The sequence below is a fragment of the Paenibacillus sp. FSL K6-1330 genome (assembly GCF_037976825.1).
Taxonomy (GTDB): domain Bacteria; phylum Bacillota; class Bacilli; order Paenibacillales; family Paenibacillaceae; genus Paenibacillus_AQ.
The window spans coordinates 5,059,273-5,084,705 of record NZ_CP150269.1; the positions used below are offsets into that span (position 1 = coordinate 5,059,273).

The window sequence follows — 25,433 nt, forward strand, 5'->3', positions numbered from 1 at the left end:
CTTCGTGGCTTAGATACGTTTGTAATACAGCACCGTCCCGTCCAATTGGCCGTTAGAGGATATGGCATAATCGGGTATGACTCCAGCTTGGATGTAACCCAGAGACTGATACAGCTTGTTGGAGGGGTCCCCCTCCCGGGTATCTAAGACCAGCAAGGTTCTACCCTCTTGCTTGGCTTTCGGCTCCAGATGCAGCATCAACGCTCTGCCGATGCCGCCGCGACGGGATGCAGGATCCACCATCAGTTTCGCTACCTCGGCCCGGTGTCTACCATTCGCCTTCATGGCGCACTGCAGCTGAACCGTGCCGATCATCTGCTCATCCTGCACGGCAACCCACAGGGTAACCCCTGGGCCAAGTACATCCTCCCAGTAAGCGAAAGCTTCATCGTAAGACAGCGGAGCTAAGAATCCTACCGATGCCCCATTTTCAACTACCCGAATCAATAATTCCGTTAATTGATGATGCATGTCGGTTTCTAATGGATCGACCTCTATTATGGAAAACGCAGGGTTCATTATAGGACACTCCCTCTCTCTCATCTAATAAAATCATTCTATCCTTTCCGTTGGCATATGCAATCATTTTTTACGATGCGAAAACCACGACGCGCGGTCAGAATCCTCTTATCGCTTCAAGATGTCAGCCAGTGCTTTATTCAGCGTATCGTATGTAAAATGAAACCCTGCCTTGCAGAGTCTGTCCGGCATAACCCAGCGGCTCTTCAGCACGAGTTCCGTTTCGGTTTGAATAAGCCGGGCGCCCAGCTCAAGCAGCCATTTAGGTGACGGCAATCCCAATCTGCGATTCAATGAAAGCCGAAGCTGCTCCATCAATTCCTTATTCGTAACCGGATAGGGAGACGCACAATTGAAAACCCCGCTCAGCTCTGCCCTCTCTTGTAAGAACAGAATCATGCGGTACAGATCCTCCACGTGGATCCAACTGAACTTTTGCTTGCCCGTACCTTGAACGCCACCAAGTCCGTATTTTACCAGGTTAACATAAGGAGTCATGACGCCGCCGCCCGGTCCCAGTACGATGGCAATACGCAAAGCGATTTGTCTTGTTTGAGGCAGCGAGAATGAGAAGAACGCGCGTTCCCATTCCTTGGCAACCTCGACGGAGAAGCCCGAGCCGATTTCGCCCTGCTCCTCCGTCATCGGCTTATCTTCCGCATGGCGATAAATCGTAGCCGTACTGGAATTAAACCATGTACGCGGAGGAGTATGGCATGCCTCGATGGCACTGCCGAGTATATTCGTTGTATCTACTCTTGATTTGATTATAAGCTCCTTATTTTTCTCATCGTAACGGCAATTGACCGATTTACCTGCTAAATTAATCAGCATATCCGCCCCCTCCAGGGCAGCAACGATAGCTTCTTGATCGTTCCATGCGATATGACCCTTCCGTCGGGATATCATAAGTACTTGTGTTTGCTGTTCATTCGTGAATTTTTTCGTAAGATAAGTTCCGATAAAGCCAGTTCCACCGGCCAAAACGATCTTTTTCATAGAATAGAATCAGCTCATTTCTCTTTGTTTTATCCACATAATAAACTTCCATGATATCTATTGTTTCTTACAATATACCATTTCCTCAATAGAGAACAAAAAAGAAAACACCTTCCTCATAGAAGATGTTCCATTCATATAGAACTCGCGGAATCGTAGGATGATTTCAGAAAATGATCGCACCTACTTGCCTGTCATCGAAAACAAATATGTGGAAAAATCACGGTTAATGTAATCCTTAAAATGCCTCTTGTCAGCTACGGGAAACAGATCCAGCTCCTCCGTTGTCCATATGCTTAAATGGGTCTCGAATTCGTTCCCGTATTCGGCTCCCTGGGGCCAATCCGTTCCAATCGGAATATTAAGCAAAACAAAACGGGATTTTTGGATACAGGTTTGCAGCAGGATAAGCGCCCGCTCTTTTGTAAAGTGCTCCAGAACGTCACCCAGGATGATCAGATCGAATTGTCCCGGCTGTACGCCCGTTTGTATATGGTCGTATGCATCCACAACATGAATATCGTTATAGAAACTGGAATGATAGGAATCGATATTAGCCGGATAGATTTCAATCCCCTCGATGCGCGTGTTCCAATTTGCGCGAAATACGCGCCCTCCCCATACGTCCAAATATTCACGGCAGATCATACCCCAGCGACCAAAACCAACGCCGACATCCAGGACGGACTTAGGAGATACATATCGGATCAGATCCACACAGTAAGATAAATTCTGCCAGTTTGATGTTCCCATTCCCATACCTCCATTCGATCTCTCTACGCCATGATTCAAGACGATCCCGCACTTCAACTCAACCTAGTCCAGTATATTCTTAGCCAATCATTCTGGACTCGTCAGTTAACTATTCCGTTTCACACATTTCCCCATAAAAAAAGATCCCCGTAGGGATCAATCAATTTAATAGCGACATGATTTGGTTTTTCATGAACTGATAGCTGTGGGGATCATCCTTCTTCGCATAAAAACGGAGTCCGTCCAGCGCTTTGAACAGTTGATGGCCTAACAGCCTCTCTTCAAAATAAGGAATACTTACGCCTTGCTGCTCCATCGCTTGCTGCAGCTTTTTGGGAAACTCCAGCATCGGGTACCACATATGAAGAACAGAGACATCCAGCATGAAGTCGCCAAACATGGCCATCTCCCAATCCACGATCCCCGTTACGTTCTCGTTCTCTCCCAGCATATTGCCCAAATGGAAATCTCCATGTACAAGATATCGCTCCGGAGGCGAATAACGAACCAGTTCGATCATCGTTTGGTAGATTTCTTCAAAGAACTCTTTTTCCAGAAAACTATTCTCATACAGGCTCTGCCATCCATGGTAGAAACCTTCTTGCTCCTCATCGAAAACAGACGTCAGGTAGGCCAGCCATGAACCATGAGCAGCCTTGCCTTGCGGAGTAATCCACCCGAAGCCTTCATAGGACTCTCCGATATGTATCTGACGGATCCGCATGAACTGCTGGACAATGTCGGGGATAAGCCCTCGGATTTGGATCGGCTCAAGAGCACTTATCGGCGTGCCGGATACTTTATCCGAAATGGAGAAGTGAATATTCTCCACCTTCCCTATCTTGTGGATACGGGGAATGGGCAAGGATTGCGTGCCGTACATATCGTAGATTTTGAGCGCTTTATGAAGGCTGTCCCCATTATCCTTAAAATGAATGACATAATCGGCATCTCCCTTGCGGTAACTGAACACCTTGCTCAGTTCCCCCATCTCGATGGGGGTGACATTCATTACTGCTTCCCCTTCAATATGCTTCAGATGACTTACCGCCATATCCAAAGTCATCTCCGGCTTAAATGTTTTCATAACATGATCTCCTCCTTCATCATCTGATCCGGGTTCGATTTGGACGCATTCCATCTTCGATATAACAAGGGGAATAATTCATATAAATTAGCGGAGATACTCGATGCAGAAATATGAATAGTAGAACCCGTCATGCCTTTATTCATGTTCATAAGCTTCCGCTTCCAGGCAGGGTGCCGGGACATCAGATGAGCAGGATCATAAACCTCAATTCCTATGAACTTCTCATTTTTTATCTGATAGATATGAATATTTTTAATTTCGTTCCACGCGACGGCTCCAGCGCTCACATAGGAGGATTTATCGACGATCCCCTCTTTATTGATCAAGAGTGCCGGGTCTGATTGGAAAAGCTTTGTGATGGCAAACACCAGTCCCGCGCCAAAAAACAACGCGCAGATAATTCCGACAATGGCAATGACCATGTTGTCCGACGTCACCCCGCCGTATACTAATCCACTACCCAGCAGCACAAACGCCAGAGAGCCTATTAGCATTTTTGTCACCTTGGAATAAATCTTTATCTCTTCTTGTTCCTGCATTAGTCGTACTCCTTGTTTGTATTAACTTATGTAGACGATTCTATCATTCGTTGGTCATCCATCAATAGCTAACCTGGAACTCCTTGACGAACACCGCCGTACCGGATATATAGACATCCATGGTCTCTTTCCAGCGATTCACTTGAACATGCACTCTCCCGTCTTTCCCCATTTCCTGGCCTTGTTCAATATTAAATTGAGCGGAGGATACCTCAGGGTTCAGGTAAGTCATATAATAAGCTCCCATTACCCCCGATGCAGTTCCAGTTACCGGGTCTTCAACGGTGCCAGAGTATGGTGAAGAGAAATGTCTCGCGTGCATGAACGAAGACGCATCCATCGTTTCCAGGCAAAAAGGATGCAGCGAGGCTTTAGGATTTTCTGTTAAAACGTCCGGAAACACTGCATTATCAGGCACCATACGGTCAAAATGCTCCAACCCTTTTATCGGCACCAACAATGTCCAGATCCCCGTGCTTCCATACACGATGGGCATACTTAAGTCCAAATCGTCACGTTTCAGACCTATGGATGATGCCAAGCGGTCAACATCTCCCTCATAAGATATGAATCGAGGATGATCCTGCTTCATCTTCATGGATAACTGGCCCTCGGCATTTTGAAATTCTATGGGCAGAATGCCCACTTTGGTTTCAATCCACACGGTTTCTTTTTCCGGCAGCAGACCCTTGGTTTTCAAGGCATACATGGATGCCATAGTGGCATGGCCGCACAGGTTCATTTCATGGCCGGGAGTAAAATACCTCAGTCTGATATCTGCTTGCTCCGACTTTACGATAAAGGTGGTTTCATTGAATCCAACGCTGCGGGCGATGGATTGCATCTCTTCCTCCGTCAGTTCATCCGCATTCAAGACCACACCAGCAGGATTTCCCTTGTTAGGCTGCACCGAGAATGCATCATAATGAAGTACGTTTATGGATTTCATGTTCCTCTGATCCTTCCTCCTGCATCGTCTAGAATTTGCGATCGAAATTTGAGACGATTTTACCATTGGATTATTGTTAAATCCAGACCATTTTACGAACGGTTCTCTTCATACGATAAACTTGATTTCATCCCATCAACCGTTATCGATATGTAAGCAATCTAAAAACCGGCCGGGACGACCGGTTTTTAGATTGCTTTAGGAGGGCAAGACCATCGTCTCTTATTGATCGTTTGGTTATTAACCTTTCGATTTCCGAAATACCCCGAGCTCTCTCGTTTTACCTGTACCTGTCGTTATACCAAGCTTCTCATAATGATCAAAATGCGTGCTGCCCAGTAAAATTGCCTTTTCAAGCTCCGGTTGATCTCCGGATTCCCAAAACAACATTTCCTCAACGGTCTGGTTAATTTTACGTAAGAATGCATCACGAGCATTCACGTCTTTCATCATATGATAAAATACGGTTAACAACAGGCCAATATCGTATCGTTCGATCAGATTGGATGTCTCAAATCGCTCTTTCCGCAAATCAAAATAAACTCTTTCCAGATGATTCAGTCGTTGAGCCAGTTCATAATGCTCGGTCAAAGCCTCTACTCCCGTTACAATTGCCCCTTCTCTTGTAAAGTGACGGGCATAATACCCGATATTGCAGCCGATATCGATTACCTTTTTCCCTGTAATTGAAGTTGTATTCAGATATTCAAGAATCAAGTCAAGTCTCGTCGGATAGATGTCATCCCGTTCGCTTTTTAGATCCATGAACGAGGGGTGCAGAATGGGAGTATATATGAGAGTTCGTTGTTGCTGCTGAAAAACTTCCAATACAGACCCGAGCACCTCTGCGTTTTTCCATTGATCATAATCCTGCTGAGTCATGCTAACCCATACCTGTTTGACGCCATGACAATGAAGAAATGCAGTGCGATGATGACCGTCCTTAAGATTAAAGTAACCACCATTTCCGTTGTATTTAACCAATGGTGGATCCTGCTGAAAATAGGAGGTTTGTTTCTTCGAAAGGGCTCCCTTCATTATGTTATATTGAACAAAACGCTGATCTATGATCTGAGTATCAGATAGAGGAGGAACAAGGTTTCTGGAAGAAAAGATGGTATGATACCAATCCAAATACATGCTTGGAAAATCGGCCCGCTTCATAAAATAATGATACAGTTGTTTATGCGGGGAAAAGCGAATAACGGGCTTATTGGCAAAGCGTTTGTGGTGCTCATACCAACGCTCCGTAAAATAGGGAATATCCCTAGTGCCTTCTTCCGGTATGAAATCCGTAAACAACAATTCAATTGGTACTTTCGTATTCACAAGTTGATTCTCATGGTTTACAGACATTGTCTCATCCTCCATTAAGGCAACTTTACTTCGCTCGCGCTCGGGCTAGGAATATAAATATGTGGAACAATCCTTGTTGACGTAATCGGTTTTCTTAAATCCCCCGTGTACGAATATGCCTAGTGGCAGTATATTCCTCTGATTATGATGCGGACTCGTCAGTCATCTATATCCATTCACCTATTTACAAACTGAGTCCTTCATCCGGGATTCACGGTTTCAATAAGCTGATAGCGTAAGAGCCTTACTTTAACTCCTAAAGAAAAGCTATCCCGGAACAGACACAGCCCGGCTCTTCTAAAGAGCCGGGCTGCTGCTATTCTATTGGATCTATTTGACAGAGACGGTGATGGATACGGTCTTGGAATTGTACTGCCCTTTAATGCGGGCGGTTCCCTTCGCGATCGCTTCAATACGTCCGTTCGTTACTTTGGCAACGCTGGAGTTGCTGGTTGTCCAAACGGCGGTGTCTCCAACATTTGTTTTCGCGCCGGTATCGAATTCAGCAGTAACCGTTACAGTCTTAACGTCACCGGGCTTCAGATTCAGTTTCTTCTCGCTTACCGTTAATTTCTTCAATTTCGGAACTACGTTTACCTTAACTGTGGCCTCTTTGCCTTGGTAAGAACCCGTAATCGTAGCCGTACCTTCGGCAACCGCTTTAACAGACGTTTTGGATACCGTCACAATCGCGCTGTCCGACGAGCTCCAATTCATCTTGGAGGAGAGAGAAACCGTCTTGCCATTACTGTAGTAGCCTGTAACTTTAATCGATTTGGATTTCTTGATGTTGAGATCGATTTTCTCGGGCTCTACAACGATTTTTACAACTTCCTGTTCAACCACTACCGGAATCTTGATGTCTTTATTCAAGTAAGTTCCTTTCAGTGTCGTCGAACCTTTGGTTAATCCCTTAAGCGTACCGTCCTTAATGACAGCTGCCGAGCCCGTCAGTGACCATTCAACGGAGGAGGTCACATCGCTCTCCTTGCCATCTTCAAATACAGCATTTACTTTCGGCAGCGCAATGCTTCTGCCCATAACCAACTGATACTCTTCTACATCCGGCAGCAGCACCAGCACTTTTTCATTGACGGTAACCGGCACCGTCGCTACCTCTCTGGAACCAATCTTACCGGTGATTGTTGCTGTACCGGCGTCAATGGCTTTGATTTTGCCGTCTTCAGTCGTTACCACTTTCTCATCGCTGGAAGTCCAGATAACCGCACTGCTGAAATCCTCTTTCTCGTCGTCCAGAAGCGTTCCCGTCACTTTAGGGAAAGATTTGGATTCGCCTTTGAGCACTTCCACTTCCGTATCGGCTGCCTCAAACTTGGTCACGGTCGGATAAACCTTTACCGTGAATTCTTTGCTGATTCCCAAGTAACTCACCTTGATGTTGGAGGTTCCCGAAGCTCTAGCTGTAATCACACCTCCATTAACGGATACGGCCAGCGGGTTGGATGAGGTCCATTCCCCTGCCACGTCAATGGATTGCGAAGCCGCGTTGCGAACCTTGGCTTGTACCGTAATCGAATCATTCATAAACAGCACCGGATTCTTGACGAAATCCGTCTGATCCAGAATTAAAGCTTCATATGGATTGCGCACATACACATCCAGTTTGGCCGTTGAACCCAGATAGCTCACGCTGATCGTAGATTTACCCAACGCAACCGGTTTTAGCTTGCCATCCTCTATTGCAGCTACGGAAGAATTGGACGATTTCAGCTCGATCTTATCCGTTACATCCATACCTGCATCGGTCTCCGACTGCTTGGCGAATACTTTCAGCTCAACAGGTGCATCGCCAACTAAGAGCTCCAGATCTTCGCCCGGGACGATCGCAAGCTTTTGGTAAGGTGCCGTGACTTTGACCGTAAAGGAAGCCTTACGTGCTTTGTATTCCGCAGTCACGGTTGCGCTTCCCAAACCTACAAGGGTCAGTTCGCCTTTACTTACTTTTACTACGCTGTCATCGGAAGTGGTCCACTTCGCTTCTGTTGTTACGTCGTTCGTTCCGTCAGCCAACGCTTTGACGGTTAGACCTTCCGTTCCAAGCTTATGTTCCACTTTATCCGGCTGATCCAGTTTAAACTCGTCAATGGCAAATTTGACATCAACATCAATCGTTTTGATCGCGCCTTTGAATTTTGCCGTAATTCGAGCCGTACCTTTCTCCAGTGGAATAATGAGTCCACCGTCAACCTTTACGATTCTTGTGTTGGACGAACTCCACGTCGATTCATTGGTTACATCCTTCTTCGTAGAAGAGCCTTCAATGTTAGCCAATACTCGAAGTTGTTCCGTTGTTTCATTAACGGTTAAGTAAATTTTGCTCTCGTTCGTATCAAATTCAATCGACGTTACGTCCCCGGAGGCGGCGAATACGCTGGTTGGAAAAACCATCGCCAACATCATCACAACGACAAGAAACATCTTCGTTGTCTTTCTGTTTAAGCTCATTTATTTCTCTCCTTTGTACCTTCTGTCTCTCAGGCTTTTTTTCAGTCTATCTCTATATCGACAGTCCCGGATTAAATCGTTACCTTCTGACGCCAAAATAGGCACAAAGTAGGATAATTTCCCAGCGCCAAATTCGAAAAAAATCCCGACGTGATGAAATGAACAGCTGCCCCAATTAGCTCAAGCCGGAGTGACGGTCATCTTACTCCATCAGTTCAATTTAATGAGTTTATAATTGTTCAACAGATAATGAATGCCCGAGTATATCGTCAAGGCTACTGCGGCTAGCATGAGAAATTCGTCCACTTGAATCATAGTGATGAGCTGAAACGGATAATTGTCCAGCAATACCGCTGCAATGGCTATCACCTGAAGCACCATTTTCAATTTCCCGAGACTGTCAGCGGACAATGCGATTCCCTGCTCGGATGCGACCATCCTAAGCCCTGTGATAACAAATTCCCGCGCAATGATGACAACGGCTATCCATGTCGCAACCATCCCTGATTGAACCATCATGATTAAGGCGACCGATATGAGCAGTTTATCCGCGAGCGGGTCCAGTAATTTTCCGAGATTCGTAATTTGATTGTATTTCCTCGCGATATAACCGTCCAGCTTGTCCGTAGCCGAAGCAAGAAGGAATATACCCAGCGCGATGTTGGTTCCATAAACATGAATGAATCCGAAAAAGCCGCTTTTCTCGGTCAACCATAATGGGTATTCTGCAAAAAAAAGAATAAATAATGGAATCAACAGCATTCTGGCTATCGTAATACGGTTGGCAAGGTTCATCGGCTCATCTCCTCGATCTGCAATTGGAATCGTTCGTTTCTGCTAACTATTCGGCATCGTAAAAGATCATATGCTCTTTATCCGCGCGGTAATAATCCAGCCTGTCTTCCAAGCTGCCCGTATGAAACTCGAACATATGCCCATCCGGGTCCAGGAAGTAGATCGACTTCTTGTCCTTCTCATCCCTTGACCTCCCCGGCAGAATCTCCACCTGGAGCGCTTGCAGACGAAGCAGCGTTGTTTCATAATCCTCCTCTTCCAAGGTAAAGGCAATATGCGTATACGTTCTTTTCGCGGTGCTTCTATCGACATCTTCTTCATTTAAAGCAATCCACAGTCCGTTCAGATCGAAATAAGCCAGCTTTCTCCCCTTGACCAGAAGCTTGGCCTCAAACACGTCCCTGTAAAAAGCGATGGACCGTTCCAATTCCGAAACGGAAAAACAAAGATGGTTAATGGCTTGCAGTTTCATGGCTCCGGCGACTCCATTTCTGTCGAAGATTCGATAAGATCCAGAACATGCAGCGGTTGATGGATCTTCTCGTACTCGCTCTCAATAAACGTATTGTACCAGTAAGCATGATACGGCCTTAAACCGGCGCTGCGAGCGCCTCTCAGCTCATCCGATCCGCCATCTCCGATAAACAGGGAATCCTGTGGTGTTACTGATAAGCGATCACATGCCAATCGATAGATTTCATAATTCGGCTTGGCTACCCCTACCTTATAAGAGAAGATGACGTCATCGAAGTAGGGTGCCAATTCGCTCTGCCAAAAAGAAATCACCTCTTCTTTCGAGCAATTGCTGATCAAGCCCAGCTTCAGACCCCTTTTACGCAGAAGTTCCAGCATCCTGCAAATCTCCTTCGATATCCTATTGAAAGGAACTTTCTTCTCGCTGGCTCTCGACTGATAAAGGAACTCCACGTGTTCCTGAGAATAGGGCAAACTCCGCGAATCCAGAATGTCACGGATTATCGAATGATAGTCGGGAAAATGCCCATTCATTCTTCGCTCAAAACGGATACGCCACTCCTGTTTAAACTCCGCTTCCGATAGCCCGAGGCTATTCATATAATCATAGGACCTCTTAGATATCCGCTTGCCCTTTTCGAACTCCGTGATTAACGTCTCGTACAAATCGAAGAACACCGCTCTGACCGCCATGAACACAGCTCCCTTCGTTATTCAACGATACCTGCTGCCTGAGGTATTTTCGCCGGATACCGCTTGACCGTTTCTTCCAGAACAATCCCTGCCTTCTCGTCCCAAATCTCGCTTAATTCAAACGTGCCTTCTTCAAAAAATAACGGAAACCGGCGTTTAAACCAATCCTGCATGGGAAGTTTCAATGCCTCTTCCCTATCCACCCATAATAGCTCCCCTTCAGGTGGATGCTCCAGCAATTCCCCTTCAAAGGACGTGGCCAAATAATTAAACACCATATACCGCAGCCCTGTATTCGGCTCGCACGATTCCTCGAGACCTTTATAGATGATGTCCTTTACAATCAAGCCGGTTTCTTCCCGTACCTCCCGAATGGCTCCGTTGACAATGCTTTCCGGAAAATCCACTTTGCCACCGGGCGCAATATAACCGGGAAATCCTTTGGCATCCGGTCTATTCATCAGCAGGATTCGGCTTCCGTCTTGGATCATGCACATGGTGTACAACTTCACTTCGGTCTGCAACCTAATCCCCCTCATTCCTAACAATTCTACTTGGTTATAGTATACAACCGGAAGCACTGGATGACGATATGATGAACGGATATCCATACCCGTTTTTTTCATGCTCAAGATTGTTAATCTGCATCAAAAAAAGGCCTGAGCAACTTCTGCTCCGGCCTTCCAAGATAAAGTGTATGATCAGCCGGCTTGAATCTTCGCTTTACGCGGCCATTCTCATATCGGACGAATATCCGCCGTACATCATATAACTTGCGCTCGGGGTTTGAACCTGCATCGGAACCATGCAACCGATGGCTGATGCTTCACTGCTATTCCATTGAATAAGTCTAACGACCGCTTCAACATCCCCGGATTGGTATGCCTCTGCCAATGCCCGAAGATTCAGGGTCATCTCCTCCTCTTCCGGCATAGCCAATGCAAGTTCCTCTTCCTCTGGATCCAGCGATTGCAGCACTTTGTGGGCACGATGAAGGGCCGCTTTCACCGCGCCCTCCGTTGTTTTCAGTTTCATTGCGGTTTCCGAAACCGAATATTCATACACTTCACGAAGCAGCAGCACTGTTCGCTGCAGGGGCGACAAGTGTTCCAGCAGCCATTGAAAAGCGAACTCGATGTTCAGTTTGCTGTTCTCGTTCGACGTTTCTTCCATAGGCAAAACATGTTCCAGCTTCTCATCCAGAATTCGTCTATAGGTCTGATCCCGGCGGACCCGATCAATCCATGTATTCTTGGCAATCCGAAGCAGCAGCGCTTCAGGATTGACATGGCTCCGCTGCTTCATATGCTCCAGTGCCTTGATCCAAGTGTCCTGCACCAGATCATCGGAATCCCATGAGGAGTTTGTAAGGGACAGACAATATCTGTGCAGGGTCGCATTCAATTCCTCCAGACTCAGATCAGCCGGAGGGGAGACGCTCGGTCGATATATCGTCATCGGAAGCCAACTCCTTTCCTCATCTCGGTAAGATATCTTATAGGTAAACGAACGAAGTTATCTTTTCGTTACTTTGATGGTCGAAAATTTTATTTTGTGGTTTCTCCGTATCTTTTGCGGCTGCCTCTTCGTTTACTTGCTGAAACCAGAAAACCTAACGAATATGGAGGATGAAACCATGAATATTGTTCCTTATGTTGTTGAACAAACCAACCGGGGCGAACGATCTTACGATATTTATTCCAGATTGCTGAAGGATCGGATCGTGTTTGTGGGTGCAGCCATCGATGACGCCATCGCTAACAGTATTATTGCACAGCTGCTGTTTCTGGCGGCTGAGGATCCTGAAAAGGACATCCACATGTACATCAATAGTCCGGGTGGCTCTGTTTCTGCGGGCTTTGGCATTTACGATACCATGCAAATTATCAAACCTCAAGTCAACACCATCTGCACGGGCTTCGCCGCTTCTTACGGCGCGATTCTCCTGCTGGCCGGGGCCAAAGGCAAACGTCTTGCGCTGCCGAACAGCGAGATCATGATCCATCAGCCGCTGGGTGGTGTACAGGGGCAGGCCACCGATATTGCCATTACGGCTAAACGCATCTTGAAAACCCGCGAGAAGCTGGCGCACATTATATCCGAGCGGACAGGTCAATCGGTCGAACGCGTCGAAAAAGATATGGAGCGGGATTATTTTATGTCGGCAGAAGAAGCTAAGGAATACGGGATCATTGACGATATCGTCACGAAACTGTAACGCTATTCGAAATCATGTCCAACACCGCTAGCCCCGATACTTTATTTTATTCACAAGGAGTGGACTGTATATGCTGAAAAGTTTGCTGAATCAGGAAGTGAGCATTTATTTTACGGATGGAAGTTATGTGCGAAGTGGCACGCTTGAGGAAGTAGGCGAACAATTCATCCGGTATAAGGATGAATACGAGATGCTGTATGTACCTTTAACCGCCATTCGTTACGTTTCGGTGAATACCAAGGAACGAGACAAACCGAAGGTCGGATTCACGCCGACTGCCTGATCGGATAACAAGAACCGCATGGGCTAACTTAGCTCACGCGGTTCTTGTTTGTATCGCTGTTTATTTTGTCTAATATGAATGAGACCATTCGCTGTTTGCAGACATCGTTCTGCTCCCTCTGATGAAAGCCGATAAATTGCAGGGCATGAATAACGGAGTAGAAATCAATCAGCGCCCGCTGCTCTTCGTTCGCCCCCCACTGTCTGCATAACGCCTCCACGTAGGGCATTCCCTGATCTCCAATATCGGAGACCACCGCCGTCTGGGTGAGGGCGACCATGTACAGCGGATCCCCGTAGCAAACCCAGTCGAAATCAACGATACCCTGAAGCTTGCCTTCAGATACAATCACATTCTTGATCGTAAGATCATCAAGGAAACAGATTGGCTCCACTTGGTCGAAATAAGGCATGTAACGGTGCTTCATTTTTTGCAATAGGACAATGGTTTCCGGAGTAACATCATCGATAATGTTATCTATGTGATTGCGGATATCACGATCAATGATCTGTGTCCAGGATGAAAAAGGCCCCTGCTCCCCGATCGGAACCCAACCGAATCCGGTGCCCCTGGGAAGCTCTGACACTCTTCGCTGGTATGAAATGATTCGTACGGCAAGTTCAGCCAATTGTTCATGTGTCATTCCCTCAAGCTCATATCGGAGGTCCCGTCCGGGAAAGTGCTCCAGTATCATATAAGCAAAGGGGACCTTTTCCAAGGATACATCCGTTCGGATCACTCTCGGTACCGGCAAGCCTAATGAAGAGAGAATCGCAATATTGGCCGCTGTATGCTTCAGGACGCTGGGCTTGCGATTGGTTCGGAGAATGATTTGTTCGTCTGATAATGTCACACTATATACCTGATTGGTATGGCCAAATGACATGCGTTCGATCTTTAGCGGCGGACTGCTGTAAACCTCCGTTATAAGATCTTCCAGGCTCATCTCAAACACCTGCCTTAACGGTTGCTTTATTTATACATCTTCAAAATGTTCAACGACAGGGAATGGATCGTAAAAGTGATGCAGCAGGTTTTTCCATTCCTGATATTCGGCGGATCCCCTAAAACCTATCGTGTGATCCTCCAACGTCTCCCATTTCACCATTAGAACGTACTTGTGTTGATCCTCCAGGCATCGCTTCAACTCATGATGGATATATCCCTCCATCTTGGAGATGATCCCTGAGGCGACTTGGAAATTCCGTTCAAAATCTGCCGTTAGTCCTGGTCTCACCTGCAGCATGGCCACTTCGAGTATCATTGTTTTCCCTCCTTGGTATCTCAGCTAATATTCATAACACTTTATCCTCTATATTCAAGCTCGGTAGAAGCCTGAAACGTGAATAACCCTTCTTCATCCGGCTCAAGACGATACACCTTCTGGACGGCGTTCAGGTTCAGCCCTCCATATATATGCGGGTACAACTGGTTCATCTTATATAAGTCCTCATATACAATCTCCGCATCCACCTGATCTTCTTGAATACCCAGCACCAATAGATCCGTCCTACCTGTATAGAACATATTGGCTACTCCGCTGACCTGCTCCTCTGTGGAGCAGTGGATAAATCGGTCCGTCTGTAAGCTCGGCGGCTCGTACAATCTATTCTTTTGTGCTACCGTCCAGGCTTGCTTAGAAATGATATGATAGATCATTCGCCCGTTCCCCCAGTCGCTTATTTTCCGTATATCTTGACACATTTGAGATAAAAAAACCATTCTTTTCTTATTGTTTTCATGAAAGCATCCTTCTCATTAGCGAGATCTTGCGGGGGCCCCTTCTTGCTGTTAGAAGACGCTCCGTGTGCGAAAACATACGTTAGACATACGAAAAGAAACCGTTTCTTGATTTCTGATTGAGGACTGACGAAAGTGAGTCTAGAGGTCAGATGGCTTTCGTTTGCCCATAATCTTCGTCAAGCAAGCAGCAACGGACCGAAGAGCAAGAAATAGCGGTGCAAGGATAACATCCTGAGCACCGCTATTTCCTCATTTGACACATTTTTTAATCTGACGAATCGTCAGCCAAGTGAGTAAACCTACTTATGGGACTGCCCCTTCACAATCGCATATTGATCCGGGTCAAAATCCTCGAAGATTACTTCATGGACGGATTCGCCCAAAGCATACGCCAGCTGCCCATTGATAAAAGCGGCACATGCCTGCTCATCAATGCCGATCCCGCGCTTCACCTTCTTAGTTCTCATACCCTCCAGCAGATTGGACTGGTCGCTCCACTCCGTATAGTGAACGCTGATCAATACATTCGAAAGTAACCCTACCCCTTGCTTAAACAGCATTACGCTCTGTTCATTATCCAGCGGCGATATGAGGCAGATCTCCGGAAGAATCAAGGCACCTGCCGAATTCCCCGCAATGGGAACACCGTTCTCATAACAGTTGATCAGCAGATCTTTAAAACGACCGGTCGCGTAATAGTGATGGTATTTCTCCGTGTTGCCCCCGCCAATAAATATCCCCGTGGCCTGTGACAACACCTGTTCGGCCTGTTCCATGTCCAGGATCCCATCCTCATCAGGAACGATCACCTGCATATCCTGGGCACCTGATTCTGTCCACATCTGCTGAAACAGGGGAACATACTCCTCCCAGCCCGGTCTGTTCATGATGCATAAAACGATTCTAGCGTTGGAGCCGCCCGCTTGCTCTACAAATTGTCTATTGGTCTCTGTTTGAAAGGAATGTCCTCCAAGCAAATATAGATATCGATCCCTCAAGATAACGCCCCCCTTATTTCTTCTTTTTCGGACCTCGTTTGTAAACATAGAACAGCAGCACGGATATAAAATAAATCGGAAGCAGGATAATGCCAATCACAGCGCTCAGCAGGACGATGGAGAGCTGACCCCGGTCTGCCATAACATCGTAATTCACATACCCGTACACAATCCAAACCAGCCATACCAATGTAACGGCATATCCTATTTTATAAGGTAATCTCACAGCATTGTTCACATCCTAGAAGTTGTTTGGGTGAGCATTATTCATAAACATCTCGAATACAACAATTCAACAAACTCACGTTGGTTCCGTTCCATCCATTCACTTCTGATCAGAAGTTGCTTCAACATCAGGTGAAAATAGGAGGCGATGTTCCTTCCGGCCAAATGCTGTCCGATATAGATGCTTAATAATGAAACATAATATAACTCCATGATATAGGGAATCCACTGGATCTCTGCTCGGGTTAACCTCATATATTTTCGATATTCATCTAAAAATAACTCGACCTTCGTCAGGGTCTGGTCCTCTTGCTGAAGAAGATGGTTCAAACAGATGGATAGTTCCCATATCCGTAAGTCCATAGCCGCAAAATCAAAATCCAATACACCGCTCATCTCCCTGGACTGGGGATCGATCAAGAGATTAAAAACTAAAATATCATGATGGACCATTTGCTTAGGCAGTACATTCAGTTCGGCTGCATGGTTCAACCCAGATTCATAGTATCCTTGCAAAACAGCTATCTGTTCGGCATCAATCTCAAAAGGAAGACATGTCAAAAACTCATAAATGTTCGTCTGATTGGCTAGAGAATGAAGGTTGTAAACTTCATGGAACGCAATCTCAGGACAAACCACATCAACGGAATTCAATTCGAATTGCTGAAGGGCATATGATATTTCCCCAACTGTCCGCCCATAACTAAGCACATCGGAAGTTCTGGATAGATCAGGGATCTCTCCTTCGATAAACCGCGTCAGGGAGCCCAAGGAACCGTCCGACAGAACCACGTACTTCGCATCATCCTTACAGGAAACGAAACCTGGAACATCAAACGATAAGGAACAACGCTCCAGATAAGCTGTTAATTGAACCTCGAACCGCAATCTCTCTTCATTCTTCGTATGACGATTGTATATTCTTGCAACGTATTTCCCTTGGTTCATTACGACAATTCGGGAGTCATTCGTCATGCCGAAAGGCACGGTCTCGATCGAATGCACAGGTCCATGAACATAATGCTGCAACAGCTCCAGAAATAAGTGTTCCAATGTCTACACCTCATTTTTTTCCAACGCGTTCCCCTTATGATCAATCTTATAAACCCCATCCTGATTCATGGTCTCACTCAGCAATCCCCCCTGATATTCGTGTAACTTTTTCGACACATACTCACGAAGGAATGCTGTCACGTATAGACTAATGGTCCTTTGAACCTGCGATACTTCACCCTCTTTAAACAGTAGGGGAACATCACTGAAGGTCATGTGATTGGCGCCCTCTACCTTTAAACAGGACATATACCCAGACAAATAATAATACAACCCTTCATACCCATTGACAAATGGATTCAAGATCGCTTCTGAAAATTGGGGTTGGAGTTCCTTATGGGTACATTTTTCTTGCCGCATCACCAAAAACGGAGTTGCGATATCAGCTCTATCCTGCAGATGGAGAAGATGAAAGCTGGGATCCAGCAAAATCGCTGCCCTGAAATCGGCTTTTCTCTTCACGGCTTCAAATACAGCTGCCCCGCCCAAGGAATGTCCAACCAGACCGATCCGTTCCATGTCCATCAATGGGGATGAAAAACAAGACTCCAGCTCTTGCAAATGAGCAGCCGTATACAAAATATCCTCCACTCTTGCCTGCAACAGCTCGTCCCACAGAACAGTATCAGTACTTTCGATGGATGACATCTTTTCCGCTTGTCTGATAAAGCGACCATCAGGATAAATAGAAAACATGGATTCGTCAGTCGCTCCAATCGTTACCACGATAAATCCCTGCTTGACTAAATTTTCGATTTGAAACATGTACATATCTCTTACAATCCCAAAGGCAGGAACATAGAGAATAACCGGGCGTTTCTCAGCTGTATACATGGGCTCGGCTTGATTCACCACCGGAATCTCTATCGATTTAATATGCTCCTCATCCGCACCCATCTCTTTGAGACTAGCGAGTGCCATTTCAGCACAGGGATCAAACAATCGAGCGTACGATGAGACCGTGGGACTCTCTGCATTAGTCTCTGCCGGATAAAATAGACTAATTATGATACTCCTACCCATATCGCTAGAGTCAAAATCCCCCCTTGAGCGATCGTAAAACACATGTACAAACCTTCCTATGTTCATTCACTTCACTCCAGAATAAGGCAGTTATTAACGTTGCGAATATTATCAAGGCCAGAAGGAACATATGATTCATCTGTGCTACTTACATAAGTGGATCTAAGGCCGACCCGGATTACTCCAGCAGCTGGCAATCCGATGAATAAATTGATAAAGAGTCATGACACAGCTCCTTCATCCAATGTCGGCGAGCCAGCGAACGATCCTTACACACCCTGTTCTTCCCTATAATGACTGACATCCCCATGCAGGATGATGGAAGGCACCTCATCCGTCAGTTCAATCTTGCTCAGGCATGTCGGGTGGATATATGGCAGATCCCACAGCCGGTCCATGCTTCTCCCTTCAAAATAAGCCATTAACAGCTTGACCACCACGGTATGCGTGACCAGCAAAATGCTGGCGCCTGGATTCGATGCGGCAATATCGACAAGCTTGTTCACCGCTCGTTCTCTGACCTCATGAAAAGTCTCGCTGCCCGGGACGCCGAACAGCTCCGGATGATTCCAGAAATGATCCAACTGCTGAGGATATAATTCGCCGATCCGTTCCTGTATCTGTCCTTCCCATACGCCCAAATTAATTTCTTTGAATTCATCGCAAGCCGTAACCGACACATCTCGGTTCCCTCTAATAATCTCAGCTGTATGGAATGCTCTGTTACTGGTACTCGAGTAAATGAGGTCGATAGGGTCATGCTGCAAGGCTTCGCCGAGCCATTCCGCTTGCTGAATGCCTAGCTTCGTCAGCGGCGAATCCAGATGTCCTTGAAATCGGTGTTGCACATTCCACTCCGTCTGTCCATGTCTCACGAGGTAGATCGTGGTTGTTTCTTTCATTAATTGTTCCCTCCCTACCTTAGTATGTTAATCATGGTTCGTCGTTTGTTAAATCGAACGGTCTGCTTGACGTACGGCATAAGCCAGCTTGTACAGATCAGCAATATCCTGCCTGCCCGTCTCTTCAAATCGCTTAACAGCTTCCTCCAAATCAACCGCCTCTACCGCGATGACCTGCTCGCCATCTTCGGGATTTAGCGGCTCTCCAACGATGCGTACATCTCCGTAACCTACCAATCGGACAAAATGAGGATGGGGAATATGCGGCCGATAGGGAGTCTTGCAGCTGGATTCACAACGAAACTGGCCGAAGATCCGATATGACTCGAGCTCAGCACCCAGCTCCTCTTTAACTTCCCGTCTAAGTCCATCCATATAGGACTCTCCGGGTTCCAGGGTTCCTCCAGGGAGCTCCCAGCTTCCGTCCTCTACCTGAAAAATAATGCAGCGATCCCCGTCAAATGGAAGAATGGTGACATTGCTGACTTTCGATTCTTCGATTTCTTCGCCAAAGGCAAACCTGGCTCGCACTACGCCCCAATGGATATCATTCGAGAGAGCCGGGTACAGGCTTAAATCCGTGTTTTTTCTCATGAACACAATTCCTTTCGAGCTTTACAAATAATCATTCAACCTATGGAGTGCTGTATTCATGAACCATAAGCACCTGCTCTATCGAGCTCGTAAATCCAAGCTCCTGCAGCACGTTTACCAGTTCCTGATGCGAATCCCGGATGTTGAATGCGGATCGCTTGCAGGCATAACCGGGTTGTACCATCTCCAGTACCGCCGTCTTCATCACAGCTTCTGCATCGGGGTGTCCTGGAGCGGCCTCACAGCGAAACAGCGTAATTGCTGTCAAACGACCTTTGGCATCGAACACCCGCTTAAACAAACCAAAGCCTACCTGTTCTTCCCCTTCATATACAATAACGCATTCGCCGTCCTTGATACTGGAAGCGTCTGTCTGCCAGACTTCACCGGATCGATAGAAGTCTACGGAGGCAGTCTCCGCGGCTAGGCCTCTGACCAGCGTATACCTTGAAGACGCATCCTGCGCACACTGCTGCTCGATGGACTGTTCATTCGTCATGATGAGAAGCCGGTCGATGATTTCATACCCAACGCTTTCGTAGAGACGGATCGCTGCAGCATTCGTGCTGATCGCCTCTAAATAGGCACGACGGACGCCTTGTTCTACGTAGAGCTCGGCGTTTTTCTCCATCATGTTCTTGCCGATTCCTTTCCCCCGGAAATCGGGGGCTATCGCCGTCCCGCCGTTACGTGCAATCTTAAGGCCATCTTCCTCCCGAAAGCTATTCATGACGATACCGGCCGGTACGCCATCCATGTAACAAGCGAGTGATCTCTCCATGCACAGACCATCGTTTCCGATACGGGCAATGAAACGGTCCAGCGGCATCGAGGCGTTAACCATGTATCCTTCAAATGAGTGATTCCAGAGCTCCGATACTTCCCGAATCGGAAGCTCGCTTAGCGGTTTGTAGGTAATCATATTCAAATCCTCCTAATCCATGAGCCACGAGTGAGTAAGGCATATTTAGAGATGCTCTCTATTAAAAACATGCAGGAAAAACACCTGAGTAAAGTACTCATCGTGTTACCCTGCATGTCTTAGCCATGCTTATTTACGATTTAAAGAGCTGCATCGTCTACGCTGTCCAGCCAAGCTTCGATGCTGCCAATGACGGAAGTGACACAGCCATCCTCGAATGGGGAGATCAACCCTGCCACCTTCACCAATTCGGTGAACGACTTGCTTCCGCCTTGGCGGCACAGGTGCAGATAATCTGCCCATGCAGCGGATTGATCCTCATGCATCTTCTTCCAGAACTGGAATGCACAGATTTGAGCCAGCGTATAGTCGATATAATAGAACGGCGAATTAAAGATATGACCTTGTTTATGCCAGAAACCGCCTTGCTCCAGATATGCATTATCATCATAGTTCCGGTGCGGCAGATATTTCCGCTCAATCTCGCGCCATGCCTGTTTCCGTTCGGCCGGCGTTGCATCCGGATTTTCATAAACAAAATGCTGGAATTCATCAACCGTAACCCCGTAAGGAATGAAGATAAGTCCGCTTGCGAGATGGTCGAAGCGGTATTTATCCGCCTCATCTTCGAAGAAGCGGTCCATCCACGGCCATGTGAAGAATTCCATGCTCATGGAATGAATTTCACACGCCTCATAGGTTGGGAACCCATACTCCGGCACCTCGAAACCTCTGCTCTCATACACTTGGAACGCATGACCGGCTTCGTGCGTCAGCACATCAATATCGCCGGAAGTCCCGTTAAAATTGGAGAAAATAAACGGTGCGCCGTACTCGCTAATATAGGTACAGTATCCACCGCTCTGCTTACCTTTTTTGGCAACCAGATCCATGAGGCCGTTCTCCTGCATGAAGGTAAAGAACTCGTGAGTTTCCGGAGACAATTCTTCATACATCTTTGCACCATGGTTGACGATCCAATCCGGGTCACCCTTCGGTGTTGCATTCCCCGATTTGAATGAGAAGTTCTCATCGTAGTACAGCAGTTGGTCCACATCGATTCGTTTCTGCTGACGTTCTTTCAGCTTGGTTGCAACGGGAACGATATGCTCCAGCACCTGGTTGCGGAAATTAGCAACCATCTCCGCGTTATAATCCGTACGGGCCATGCGGGCATAACCAAGCTCTACATAGTTGTTAAAGCCTAGCTTCTTGGCAATCTTGGTTCTCACCTTAACCAGATCATCATAGATACGGTCGAAGTTTGCTTCGTTCTCAGCCATGAAGCCGCTGGACGCCTCCATAGCACGTTTACGCATATTGCGGTCCGTCGATTGCTGGAAAGGAATCAATTGCGACAAGGTACGCTCTTCACCTTCGAACTGAATTTTGGCAGAAGCGATCAGCTTCGAATATTCCGTCGTCAGTTTATTCTCCTGTTGCAAATCCTCAATGATCTCAGGACTGAATGTTTTGAGGGAGAGCTCTGCCAGCTGGAACAGCTGCCGCCCCCATTTGTTCTCAAGCTCGGCTCTGAATTTCGAATCCACGAGGGCCCGATAATAATCCGTTATGTATTCCTGGATGACGGGTCCATTCTCGTCAAAGAAATCCTGCTCTGCCTTATAGAACTCATCGTTCGTATCAATCGAATGCCGGATATACACCAGTTGACTCAGAGTATCCATCTCACTGCGGAGTTTGTTAATTTGGGTCATCGCCTGGTCCTGCTCCTCATACGTACTGGCGGAGGTGAAGGCGTTAAGTTGCTCTTTAAACTTTTGCTCAAAAGCTTTTACGTCGGGGCGTTCATAGCGATATTCGCTGAATTTCATAAGATACACCTGTCCTTTCCCATGTAAAAATGCATCCTGGCGTCTGATCGCATGGATTCAAAACACCAAACTATATCTAAATTCTATATGCTAATCACAATATCCTTCACAGGTCTATGAAATTCTACACGCCCCGATTGGTTACGTGATGATCTTAAGACCAATCGCTGAAGCCAGGATTAAAGCAATGAAGAAAACCCGACGCGCTTCCTTCGGTTCACCGAACGCAAACATCCCAAGCAGGGTGCTGCCGGCCGTCCCCATTCCCGTCCAAATCGCATAAGCGGTGCCCATGGAAATAAAGGCCATCGCGTACGTCAGCAGCAGGAAACTCGAACCAAGCGAACACGCTAAAAAGATGTAGGAGCCCAAGCTGCGAGTCAGGCTCACCCTTCTTAAGGCGATCACTCCCAACACTTCACATAACCCTGCGGCGATCAGAGCGATCCATTCCATTACGCACCACTCTCCTTCGCCTGGTTATCCGTATCCTTCGTGACCTGTTTGAGTCCCAACACCCCTGCAGCCAACATGCCAATCAGTAGCAGCTTGATGGGATTCGCCTGCTCGCCAAACACGACGATCTCCACCAGCACCGTACCGGCTGTCCCAAGTCCTGTGAAAATCACATAGACCGTACCGATGGGAAGTTTAGCCGCAGAGTCCAGAAAAACTTTAAAGCTGAATATAATCGAAGCGATGGTAATGATCCACTGCCACCAGGTATCGGAATGCTTCAAACCGGATACCCATACAACCTCCAGTGCCCCCGCCAATAATAAGAGCCACCATGCCTTTTTCATCCTCCAACATCCTTCCACTCTATATTTGCATGAAAATATTTATGATGTAGTTGTGATTGTAATCTAAAAATGGCATACCGTATAATGATAAATAATAATGATGTCATCATTTTTAGTGATGCCTGAAGGAGAGAGGAAGGTTTAGATGGAGCTTACCGATCTGAAGGTTTTTCTAAGGATTGCCGATGAAGGGAATATTACCCGCGCTGCGGAGCAACTTGGGTATGTGCAGTCCAATGTTACGGCCCGGGTCAAAAAGCTCGAGAATGAACTGGGGGTTCCCTTATTCAACAGACACTCCAATGGAGTGACTTTGACGGAAAAAGGACGCATGTTCCGGGACTATGCGTGTACCATTCTCAATCTGTCGGAAGAAGCGGTGCGGGCTGTACAGGAAACGCCTTATCCAAGCGGTTCTTTAACCATTGGCGTCGTGGATACGGTGCATTGCGGACATTTCATTAAATCCTTGTCGGACTATCAAACCAGGTACCCGGACGTCACGCTATCGCTCTTGACCGGCAGCTCTTCGGAGCTGATTGAACAAGTATTAAACTACCAGCTGGACGGTGCATTTGTGACAGGAAACATTCCGCCGAAGCTGGTTGCCGATTATGTAGAAGAGGACGAGGTCAAGCTGCTGACCAAATCGAAGGAACAGCCCTTTCCCGACCTGGCGGTGACCAAATGGGCCGTTGCTCCAGCAGGATGCCCATTTCGAAGTATTCTCGAAAGATGGCTGTTAAGCGAAGGAATTCCGCTAACCAATATGATCGAAGTCTCATCGTTAGAGACCCAATTAGGCATCGTACAATCAGGTCTTGCCGCTACGCTGCTCCCCACCTCCGTCTTGAGCGGAGAATTTGCGAATATGGGCAGCTTCTCGATCCCGGAAGCCTTCCGGCATACCTCGACAAGCCTGATCCGGCGCAACGACCGGTTCAGGAACAAGGCATTTTCCGCTTTTACCGAGCTGGTTAAAGTTAATTTCGATAAGACAGAAGGTTTATGAGCTGTGACGTTCTCAACGTCATAATTGTCCTCCCAGAGTGGATATAATGGTATGCTCACCCGACAGTTCCATCTGTTGCTGGATATAATAGGCGACGCCATCAAGCTCATTCGAGTCGATAATATGGTCAGCCAGCTGCCGTATCCTTTCATGCGCGTTTCGCACCGCGATCCGGGTGCCTCCGGCTTCAAATAGCCCCACATCATTGATATGGTCGCCGAAGACCACCGTGCTCTCCAGATCAATACCCATTTGTGAAGACCATAATTGAAGTCCGTCACGTTTGTTCGCTTTGGCATGACTGAATTCCAGGAAAAAATGGTTATGGATATAGTAATCCGGCATCATATGTGCATGAATCACATCACCGAATAATTCCATGACCTTGCACCGTATCGGCTCCAATTCCTCAAAAAGTCCAATGTATGTAAGAGCTAGCGTCCGGTAATCCGGCGGACAGTTCAGGGTCTTCACTTCCATAAATCGCGGATCATGGGGCCGACTATGATAAAAAGCCTTCTCTCCCTCTCTCCGCAGCGCCTCATGCAAAACACGCTCACGATGATCCACATCCAATGAAAAATAGTAAGGAGTAATACCAAACTTCCTCCCCACGTCGATAATCTCATTCGAGATCTCCCGTTCAAGCCAGGAACCATCGATTACAGTTTGATTCACCCCGTCATATATCAAAGCGCCGTTATATAGAATCAGCGGGTACTTCCAGGAGATATCCGAGACGACGCTTTGAGCGCTAATATAGCCGCGGGCAGTGGCAAACGTGACGACCACGTCCTGCTCCAGCGCATTCGCGATAACATCCCTAGTATAGGGTGAGAGTGTCTGATCTGATCGTAGAAGCGTTCCATCCAGGTCGGTAATATACGCTCTTTTCTTCATCATGAAGCAATGCCTCCTTCGCCGTCCAGTATGTGACAAAACCCAGCCATAGAGTAGCTCTTTCTAAGACTGGGCCTTTATTATGATTTAGACATCTTCCATGATTATACAACTTCTAAGTTGGAGAGGGTAAAGGAATTCTATAGAGTCATCAATATGGCATAACTTGTCCCTCGGTATCCTATACACCGAAAATCAGGTATCCCAGTGTCATATATAGAAACAGAAATAGCAGTAACACGGAATGGCCTACCATTGCTGTAATATGGATTATCGTGAGTTTACCTCG

The 25,433-nt window shown here is 46.9% G+C and carries 30 protein-coding genes; 3 read left to right on the forward strand and 27 right to left on the reverse strand.

Annotation, left to right across the window (positions count from 1 at the left end; genetic code table 11):
• Window positions 1–9: 9 nt before the first annotated feature.
• The 13 genes from NYE54_RS22910 to NYE54_RS22970 form a co-directional block, all read right to left on the reverse strand.
• Window positions 10–519 carry a GNAT family N-acetyltransferase gene (locus NYE54_RS22910; RefSeq protein ID WP_339266397.1) on the reverse strand — a complete coding sequence of 170 codons (510 nt, stop codon included), beginning with the start codon at window positions 517–519 and terminating at the stop codon, window positions 10–12.
• Window positions 520–627: 108 nt separating this feature from the next.
• Window positions 628–1,518 carry a TIGR01777 family oxidoreductase gene (locus NYE54_RS22915; protein ID WP_339266399.1) on the reverse strand — a complete coding sequence of 297 codons (891 nt, stop codon included), beginning with the start codon at window positions 1,516–1,518 and terminating at the stop codon, window positions 628–630.
• A 183-nt stretch (window positions 1,519–1,701) separates the two neighbouring features.
• Complete coding sequence (locus tag NYE54_RS22920) at window positions 1,702–2,271, reverse strand: methyltransferase domain-containing protein (RefSeq protein WP_215163152.1); 570 nt, start codon at window positions 2,269–2,271, stop codon at window positions 1,702–1,704.
• Window positions 2,272–2,431: 160 nt separating this feature from the next.
• Window positions 2,432–3,358, reverse strand: a complete 927-nt coding sequence (locus tag NYE54_RS22925; protein ID WP_339266402.1) for an aminoglycoside phosphotransferase family protein — start codon at window positions 3,356–3,358, stop codon at window positions 2,432–2,434.
• Window positions 3,355–3,900, reverse strand: coding sequence for an STM3941 family protein (locus NYE54_RS22930; RefSeq protein WP_339266403.1), 546 nt, complete (start codon window positions 3,898–3,900; stop codon window positions 3,355–3,357). The genes NYE54_RS22925 and NYE54_RS22930 overlap by 4 nt, the downstream gene beginning before the upstream one ends.
• Window positions 3,901–3,961: 61 nt before the next feature.
• Window positions 3,962–4,849 (reverse strand): PhzF family phenazine biosynthesis protein, encoded by an 888-nt coding sequence (locus NYE54_RS22935; RefSeq protein ID WP_339266405.1) that lies wholly within the window; start codon window positions 4,847–4,849, stop codon window positions 3,962–3,964.
• A 240-nt stretch (window positions 4,850–5,089) separates the two neighbouring features.
• On the reverse strand, window positions 5,090–6,205 hold the full coding sequence (locus NYE54_RS22940) for a methyltransferase domain-containing protein (RefSeq protein ID WP_339266407.1): 1,116 nt from the start codon (window positions 6,203–6,205) through the stop codon (window positions 5,090–5,092).
• Between the two features lie 330 nt (window positions 6,206–6,535).
• Window positions 6,536–8,671 carry an Ig-like domain-containing protein gene (locus tag NYE54_RS22945; RefSeq protein ID WP_339266409.1) on the reverse strand — a complete coding sequence of 712 codons (2,136 nt, stop codon included), beginning with the start codon at window positions 8,669–8,671 and terminating at the stop codon, window positions 6,536–6,538.
• Window positions 8,672–8,881: 210 nt separating this feature from the next.
• Window positions 8,882–9,466, reverse strand: a complete 585-nt coding sequence (pgsA, locus tag NYE54_RS22950; protein ID WP_076325118.1) for a CDP-diacylglycerol--glycerol-3-phosphate 3-phosphatidyltransferase — start codon at window positions 9,464–9,466, stop codon at window positions 8,882–8,884.
• Between the two features lie 46 nt (window positions 9,467–9,512).
• Window positions 9,513–9,938 carry a metallothiol transferase FosB gene (gene fosB / locus NYE54_RS22955; RefSeq protein ID WP_339266411.1) on the reverse strand — a complete coding sequence of 142 codons (426 nt, stop codon included), beginning with the start codon at window positions 9,936–9,938 and terminating at the stop codon, window positions 9,513–9,515.
• On the reverse strand, window positions 9,935–10,633 hold the full coding sequence (locus NYE54_RS22960) for an HAD family hydrolase (protein WP_339266413.1): 699 nt from the start codon (window positions 10,631–10,633) through the stop codon (window positions 9,935–9,937). Before NYE54_RS22960 ends, fosB begins: the two co-directional genes overlap by 4 nt.
• Before the next feature lie 17 nt (window positions 10,634–10,650).
• Window positions 10,651–11,172 (reverse strand): 8-oxo-dGTP diphosphatase, encoded by a 522-nt coding sequence (locus NYE54_RS22965; protein ID WP_339273615.1) that lies wholly within the window; start codon window positions 11,170–11,172, stop codon window positions 10,651–10,653.
• 184 nt (window positions 11,173–11,356) lie between these two features.
• On the reverse strand, window positions 11,357–12,091 hold the full coding sequence (locus tag NYE54_RS22970) for an RNA polymerase sigma factor (protein WP_339266415.1): 735 nt from the start codon (window positions 12,089–12,091) through the stop codon (window positions 11,357–11,359).
• Window positions 12,092–12,269: 178 nt separating this feature from the next.
• Between NYE54_RS22970 and clpP the strand changes: the two genes are divergently transcribed.
• Entirely contained in the window at window positions 12,270–12,851 is a 582-nt protein-coding gene (clpP, locus tag NYE54_RS22975) for an ATP-dependent Clp endopeptidase proteolytic subunit ClpP (protein WP_036664303.1), read from the forward strand.
• A gap of 70 nt (window positions 12,852–12,921) precedes the next feature.
• Window positions 12,922–13,134, forward strand: a complete 213-nt coding sequence (locus tag NYE54_RS22980; RefSeq protein WP_076325135.1) for a hypothetical protein — start codon at window positions 12,922–12,924, stop codon at window positions 13,132–13,134.
• 28 nt (window positions 13,135–13,162) lie between these two features.
• On the opposite strand, the gene NYE54_RS22985 is transcribed toward NYE54_RS22980, so the two are convergent.
• From NYE54_RS22985 to NYE54_RS23045, 13 genes are all read right to left on the reverse strand, one after another.
• Window positions 13,163–14,080 carry an aminoglycoside phosphotransferase family protein gene (locus NYE54_RS22985; protein WP_339266419.1) on the reverse strand — a complete coding sequence of 306 codons (918 nt, stop codon included), beginning with the start codon at window positions 14,078–14,080 and terminating at the stop codon, window positions 13,163–13,165.
• Between the two features lie 30 nt (window positions 14,081–14,110).
• On the reverse strand, window positions 14,111–14,398 hold the full coding sequence (locus tag NYE54_RS22990; RefSeq protein WP_076325137.1) for an antibiotic biosynthesis monooxygenase: 288 nt from the start codon (window positions 14,396–14,398) through the stop codon (window positions 14,111–14,113).
• A 41-nt stretch (window positions 14,399–14,439) separates the two neighbouring features.
• Window positions 14,440–14,793, reverse strand: coding sequence for a DUF952 domain-containing protein (locus tag NYE54_RS22995; RefSeq protein ID WP_339266421.1), 354 nt, complete (start codon window positions 14,791–14,793; stop codon window positions 14,440–14,442).
• 383 nt (window positions 14,794–15,176) lie between these two features.
• Window positions 15,177–15,875 carry a Type 1 glutamine amidotransferase-like domain-containing protein gene (locus NYE54_RS23000; protein ID WP_339266423.1) on the reverse strand — a complete coding sequence of 233 codons (699 nt, stop codon included), beginning with the start codon at window positions 15,873–15,875 and terminating at the stop codon, window positions 15,177–15,179.
• A gap of 13 nt (window positions 15,876–15,888) precedes the next feature.
• On the reverse strand, window positions 15,889–16,101 hold the full coding sequence (locus tag NYE54_RS23005) for a hypothetical protein (RefSeq protein ID WP_076325139.1): 213 nt from the start codon (window positions 16,099–16,101) through the stop codon (window positions 15,889–15,891).
• Between the two features lie 41 nt (window positions 16,102–16,142).
• Window positions 16,143–17,153, reverse strand: coding sequence for a phosphotransferase (locus tag NYE54_RS23010; RefSeq protein ID WP_339266425.1), 1,011 nt, complete (start codon window positions 17,151–17,153; stop codon window positions 16,143–16,145).
• 3 nt (window positions 17,154–17,156) lie between these two features.
• Window positions 17,157–18,218 (reverse strand): dienelactone hydrolase family protein, encoded by a 1,062-nt coding sequence (locus NYE54_RS23015; RefSeq protein WP_339266427.1) that lies wholly within the window; start codon window positions 18,216–18,218, stop codon window positions 17,157–17,159.
• Window positions 18,219–18,445: 227 nt separating this feature from the next.
• Complete coding sequence (locus tag NYE54_RS23020; protein WP_076325142.1) at window positions 18,446–19,078, reverse strand: histidine phosphatase family protein; 633 nt, start codon at window positions 19,076–19,078, stop codon at window positions 18,446–18,448.
• Window positions 19,079–19,126: 48 nt separating this feature from the next.
• On the reverse strand, window positions 19,127–19,672 hold the full coding sequence (locus NYE54_RS23025; protein WP_339266429.1) for an NUDIX hydrolase: 546 nt from the start codon (window positions 19,670–19,672) through the stop codon (window positions 19,127–19,129).
• A 40-nt stretch (window positions 19,673–19,712) separates the two neighbouring features.
• Entirely contained in the window at window positions 19,713–20,594 is an 882-nt protein-coding gene (locus tag NYE54_RS23030; RefSeq protein WP_339266430.1) for a GNAT family N-acetyltransferase, read from the reverse strand.
• A gap of 140 nt (window positions 20,595–20,734) precedes the next feature.
• Window positions 20,735–22,429, reverse strand: a complete 1,695-nt coding sequence (locus tag NYE54_RS23035) for a M3 family oligoendopeptidase (protein ID WP_339266432.1) — start codon at window positions 22,427–22,429, stop codon at window positions 20,735–20,737.
• Window positions 22,430–22,570: 141 nt separating this feature from the next.
• The gene (locus tag NYE54_RS23040; RefSeq protein WP_215163136.1) at window positions 22,571–22,885 is read right to left on the reverse strand and encodes a multidrug efflux SMR transporter; all 315 of its coding nucleotides are present in this window, start codon (window positions 22,883–22,885) and stop codon (window positions 22,571–22,573) included.
• On the reverse strand, window positions 22,885–23,232 hold the full coding sequence (locus tag NYE54_RS23045; protein ID WP_339266435.1) for an SMR family transporter: 348 nt from the start codon (window positions 23,230–23,232) through the stop codon (window positions 22,885–22,887). The genes NYE54_RS23040 and NYE54_RS23045 overlap by 1 nt, the downstream gene beginning before the upstream one ends.
• Before the next feature lie 145 nt (window positions 23,233–23,377).
• Between NYE54_RS23045 and NYE54_RS23050 the strand changes: the two genes are divergently transcribed.
• Window positions 23,378–24,244, forward strand: a complete 867-nt coding sequence (locus NYE54_RS23050) for a LysR family transcriptional regulator (protein WP_339266437.1) — start codon at window positions 23,378–23,380, stop codon at window positions 24,242–24,244.
• Window positions 24,245–24,262: 18 nt separating this feature from the next.
• Here NYE54_RS23050 and NYE54_RS23055 read toward each other — a convergent pair whose 3' ends face one another.
• A complete protein-coding gene (locus tag NYE54_RS23055; protein WP_339273617.1) occupies window positions 24,263–25,144 on the reverse strand; it encodes a Cof-type HAD-IIB family hydrolase in 882 nt (293 codons plus the stop codon).
• Window positions 25,145–25,433 lie beyond the last annotated feature (289 nt).